Consider the following 4,731-nt stretch of genomic DNA (forward strand, 5'->3'; position numbering starts at 1 on the left):
CGCGCCGCGCCCGCGCGCCCGTGCACGTCGACCGTCTGCACGGCGTCGGCGGGCAGGCCCGCGCGCTCGAGGGCGCCGCGCATGACGTCGACGAGGACGGCGTTGGTGCGGAGGGCTGCGGATCCGCCGCGGAGCACGACGGCGTTCCCGCTCTTCAGCGCGAGGGCGGCGATGTCGACCGTGACGTTGGGACGCGCCTCGTAGATCGCGCCCACGACCCCGAAGGGGACGCGCACCTGCGAGAGGAGCAGGCCGTTCGGGAGCGTGCGGCCGCGGACCACGTGGCCGAGCGGGTCGTCGAGCCCCCGGATCCCGGTGACGGCGTCGGCCAGGGACGCCACGCGCCGTGCGTCGAGCGTCAGCCGGTCGAGGAGGCCAGCGGCCAGGCCGGACGCTCGGCCCGCCGCGAGGTCGTCGCCGTTGGCCGCGACGACGCGGTCGGCGGCCGCGACGAGGGCGGTCGCGATGGCGTCGAGCGCGGCGTCGCGCTGCCCGGACGTGCTGGCGGCGAGAGCCGTGGACGCGGTCCGGGCGCCTTCGAGGATCAGCTGGAGATCGGCGTCCTGCTGCGGCTCCACGGGCCCGGCCGAGGTGGTGGGCACGACGGCGGGTGAGGCGGAGGCGTTCGAGGGCATGCACGGCAGCCTAGCCAGGCGCGGCCCGCGTGCCGGGGCGAGGAGTGCGGGGCGGGCTCAGCCGCGGGGCGCGAACCAGGTGCCGACGTGCGCGCCGGCGAGGGCCTCCGCGACCTGCGCGGTGGAGGTGAGGAGCACCCCGGTGCCCGCCTCGGCGGCGAGGCGCGCCGCCGCGACCTTCGTCACCGCTCCCCCGGTGCCGACGCCGGTGCCCGTGCTGCCGATCTCGACGCCCTCGAGCTCGTCGCCGAACGCCACGTGCTCGATGCGCCGGGCACCCGGCTCCTGTGGGGGGCGCGTGTAGAGCGCGTCCACATCCGAGAGGAGGAGCAGCAGGTCGGCGTCGACCAGCCGGGCGACGAGCGCCGCCAACCGGTCGTTGTCGCCGAAGCGGATCTCGTGCGTGGCCACCGTGTCGTTCTCGTTGACGATGGGCAGGAGCCGCAGGCCCAGCAGCCGCTCCATGGCGCGCTGGGCGTTCTCCCGGTGGTCGGGCGCTGCGAGGTCGCCCGCCGTGAGGAGCACCTGGCCGGCGACGATGCCGTAGCGGTCGAGGCTCTCCTGGTAGCGGAAGATGAGCACGCTCTGGCCGACCGCGGCGGCGGCCTGCTGGGTGGCGAGGTCGGCCGGGCGGTCCTCGAGGCGGAGGAACGGCATCCCCGTCGCGATGGCGCCGGAGGAGACGAGGACGACCTCGGCGCCGCGCCCGTGGGCGGCCGCGATCGCGTCCACGAGGGGCGCGATCTGCCCGGCGTTGTCGCCGCTGATGGACGACGAGCCGACCTTCACGACGATGCGCCGCGCCCCCGCGATGCCCGCGCGCGTGGTCGTGCCCACGCGTCAGGCCTTCTCGTCCGCGGCCGCCTGGTCGTCGGTCGCGCCGTCCTCGTCGGCCCACAGGCCGGCCTCGCCCTCGCGCACCAGCTCGGCGCGGGCCTCGGCCTTGGCGTCCATGCGCGCGAAGTAGTCCTCGCGGCGCGACTGGTTGGTGCGGCGGTTGAGGGGGTCGACGCGGGCGTCGGCGCCGCGGGGGCTCGTGATGAGCTCCGCGGTGGAGGTGAGGGTGGGCTCCCAGTCGAAGACGACGCCGCTGCCCTCGCCGATCACGACGCTGGATCCGGCGACCGCGCCGGCCTTGAACAGGCCGTCCTCGACGCCCAGCTTCGCGAGCCGGTCGGCCAGGTATCCCACGGCCTCGTCGTTCGTGAAGTCGGTCTGCTGCACCCAGCGCTCGGGCTTGGTGCCGAGGACGCGGTAGATGTCGCCGTAGCTGCCGCCGTCGACGCGGATGGTGAACGGCTTCTCGTTGACGGCGCGGGGCCGCAGGACGATGCGTGGCGCCTCGGGCTCCTCCGCCGCCTTGGTGCGGGCCTCCTCGACGAGCTCGGCGAGGGCGAAGGACAGCTGGCGCAGGCCGTCGTGGCTCACCGTGGAGATCTCGAAGACGCGGTAGCCGCGCGCCTCGAGCTCCGGGCGCACGAGCTCCGCGAGCTCCTGGGCCTCGGGCACGTCGATCTTGTTGAGCGCGATGAGCTGCGGGCGCTCGAGCAGCGGCACCTGGCCGTCGGGGACCGGGTACGCGGCGAGCTCGGTGAGGATGATGTCGAGGTCCGAGATGGGGTCGCGACCGGGATCCAGCGTCGCGCAGTCGAGCACGTGCAGGAGGGCCGAGCAGCGCTCCACGTGGCGGAGGAACTCGAGGCCGAGGCCCTTGCCCTCGCTCGCGCCCTCGATGAGGCCGGGCACGTCGGCCACGGTGTAGCGCGAGTCGGCCACCTCGACGACCCCGAGGTTCGGGTGCAGCGTGGTGAAGGGGTAGTCGGCGATCTTCGGCTTCGCGGCCGAGATGGCGGCGACCAGGCTCGACTTGCCCGCGGACGGGTAGCCGACGAGCGCCACGTCGGCGACGACCTTCAGCTCGAGGACGACGTCGCCCTCGTAGCCGCGCGTGCCGAGCAGCGCGAAGCCGGGTGCCTTGCGCTTCGTCGTGGCGAGCGAGGCGTTGCCGAGCCCGCCCTGGCCGGCCTCGGCGGCGACGTAGCGCATGCCGGGCGTGGCCATGTCGGCGAGCTCGTTGCCGTCGACGTCCTTGACGACGGTGCCGACGGGCACGGGCAGCTCGAGCGTCTCGCCGAGCGTGCCGTGGCGGTGGTCGCCCATGCCGGGTCCGCCGTTGCGCGAGGAGCGGTGGGGCCCGCGGTGGTACGCCAGCAGCGTGGTGACCTGGGGGTCGGCGACGAGGACGATGTCCCCGCCGTTGCCGCCGTTGCCGCCGTCGGGACCCGCGAGGGGCTTGAACTTCTCGCGGCGCACCGAGACGCAGCCGTTCCCGCCGTTTCCCGCCCGCAGGTGGAGGGTCACGGTGTCGACGAATGTCGCCATGGCTGGTGCTCGTTTCTTCTAGAGGTGTTCCCTGCGGAACGCAGACAAGGGCGGGCCGAGGCCCGCCCTTGAAGTTGCTGCGCGGCGATGCCGCGGCAGCGTCCGTGCTGTCGGCCTGCGCTAGGCCGGGACGACGATGTTGACGACCTTGCGGCCGCCCTTGACGCCGAACTCCACCGAGCCGGCGGAGAGGGCGAACAGCGTGTCGTCGCCGCCACGGCCGACGTTGACGCCGGGGTGGAAGTGCGTGCCGCGCTGGCGGACGATGATCTCGCCGGCGCCGACGACTTGGCCGCCGAAGCGCTTCACGCCGAGGCGCTGGGCGTTCGAGTCACGGCCGTTGCGGGTAGAGCTCGCGCCCTTCTTGTGTGCCATCTGTATCTCCCTGCGGTCTCGGTGCTAGTTGATCTCGGTGACCTGGACGCGCGTGAGGTCCTGGCGGTGCCCCTGGCGCTTCTTGTACCCGGTCTTGTTCTTGAACTTCTGGATGACGATCTTGGGACCGCGGAGGTCGTTCAGGATCTCGGCGCTGACGGTGACGTCGGCGAGCTTCGCGGCGTCCGTGGTGATGGTGTCGCCGTCGACGAGCAGGACCGCGGGGAGCACGACCTTGCCGCTCTGCTGGTTCTTGACCCGGTCCATCGTGACGATGGTCCCGACCTCGACCTTCTCCTGCCGACCGCCGGCGCGCACAACTGCGTAAACCACTTTTCCGTACCTGTTTTCTCTCGCGGGCTTGACTCACTGGGGACTTGACGCCCTGTGGCCCGAATCATTGGAGGAAGTCTGCTGCAGGCGCACGATCCCGAGGATCAGCGCATGCCAGCGACTCACGTTACCGGAACGCCGGACAGGGGTCAAACTCCGTGGACCCCCGGCGTCCTCGGTCGATCATACGCGAGTGGATCGCCGTCCCGACGCATGCGCGCCGGGCGCGTCGCGCGCATCCACGGCATCCGCGCGGTCCGTCGGCCGGCACCGCCTGCCTAAGCTCGCAGGATGAGCGTGCTCCTCGACCGACCGGCCTGGCCCGCGCACGGCACGCTCTGGGCGCACCTGGTGAGCGACGCGTCGCTCGAGGAGCTCCACGCGTTCGCCCGGGCAGCCGGGATCCCCGAGCGGGCCTTCGACCGCGACCACTACGACGTGCCGGAGGACCGCTACGCGGAGCTCGTGGCACGCGGCGCCCTGCCGGTCTCCAACCGCGATCTCGTGCGGCGTCTGCAGGCGAGCGGGCTGCGGGTCACCCAGCGCGAGCGGCGCTCCCCCGCCCCCTGAGCGGAGCCCGGGTGCGACGCGAGGGCCCGGAGCGTCTGCTCCGGGCCCTCGCGTCGTGCGGCCGCCCCGCGGGCGACCGCTGCCTCAGCTCTCGTCGTCCGTCGGGGCCGGCGTCGTGAGCGTCGCGGTCGAGACCCGGCGGCTGCGCGAGCGTCCCTGGCCCGGCTCCTTGGGCTGCGGCAGCGCGTCGAGCACGGAGCCGAGGAGCTGCTCCGCGTCGGCCGAGATCACGCGGCGCGGGGCCGTGCGGGTGCTCGCCACCGGGATGTCGAGGATCTGCACCGGCTCGAGTCGGATGGCCTCGCGCGGCTCGAGGGTCGACAGGGCGGGCTCCTCCACGGGCGCGTCGGCCGGCGTCGGGTCCTCCGCGGGAGCGGAAGGCGCCTCCGCGGCGGGCGCCTGCGGCTCCGTGCGCTCCGGGGCCTCGGCGGGCGCG

6 protein-coding genes and 1 pseudogene are annotated in these 4,731 nt (G+C 73.7%); 1 reads left to right on the forward strand and 6 read right to left on the reverse strand.

Going from position 1 to position 4,731, the window contains the following annotated elements:
- The 5 genes from DZG00_RS12410 to rplU form a co-directional block, all read right to left on the reverse strand.
- The coding region (locus tag DZG00_RS12410; RefSeq protein WP_119455676.1) for an aldehyde dehydrogenase family protein at window positions 1–635 on the reverse strand (635 nt) is incomplete at its 3' end.
- 57 nt (window positions 636–692) lie between these two features.
- Window positions 693–1,472 (reverse strand): glutamate 5-kinase, encoded by a 780-nt coding sequence (proB, locus tag DZG00_RS12415; RefSeq protein WP_119382707.1) that lies wholly within the window; start codon window positions 1,470–1,472, stop codon window positions 693–695.
- Window positions 1,473–1,475: 3 nt separating this feature from the next.
- Window positions 1,476–3,017, reverse strand: a complete 1,542-nt coding sequence (obgE, locus tag DZG00_RS12420) for a GTPase ObgE (protein ID WP_119382708.1) — start codon at window positions 3,015–3,017, stop codon at window positions 1,476–1,478.
- A 120-nt stretch (window positions 3,018–3,137) separates the two neighbouring features.
- A complete protein-coding gene (gene rpmA / locus DZG00_RS12425) occupies window positions 3,138–3,392 on the reverse strand; it encodes a 50S ribosomal protein L27 (protein ID WP_012299161.1) in 255 nt (84 codons plus the stop codon).
- Window positions 3,393–3,416: 24 nt separating this feature from the next.
- Complete coding sequence (gene rplU, locus DZG00_RS12430; RefSeq protein ID WP_012038175.1) at window positions 3,417–3,725, reverse strand: 50S ribosomal protein L21; 309 nt, start codon at window positions 3,723–3,725, stop codon at window positions 3,417–3,419.
- Between the two features lie 291 nt (window positions 3,726–4,016).
- On the opposite strand from rplU, the gene DZG00_RS12435 reads away from it, so the two are divergent.
- Window positions 4,017–4,295 (forward strand): DUF4031 domain-containing protein, encoded by a 279-nt coding sequence (locus DZG00_RS12435; protein WP_119382709.1) that lies wholly within the window; start codon window positions 4,017–4,019, stop codon window positions 4,293–4,295.
- An 84-nt stretch (window positions 4,296–4,379) separates the two neighbouring features.
- Here DZG00_RS12435 and DZG00_RS12440 read toward each other — a convergent pair.
- Window positions 4,380–4,731, reverse strand: a pseudogene (locus tag DZG00_RS12440) (Rne/Rng family ribonuclease); the annotation flags it as partial.

Source organism: Clavibacter lycopersici, assembly GCF_003576405.1.
GTDB lineage: Bacteria > Actinomycetota > Actinomycetes > Actinomycetales > Microbacteriaceae > Clavibacter > Clavibacter lycopersici.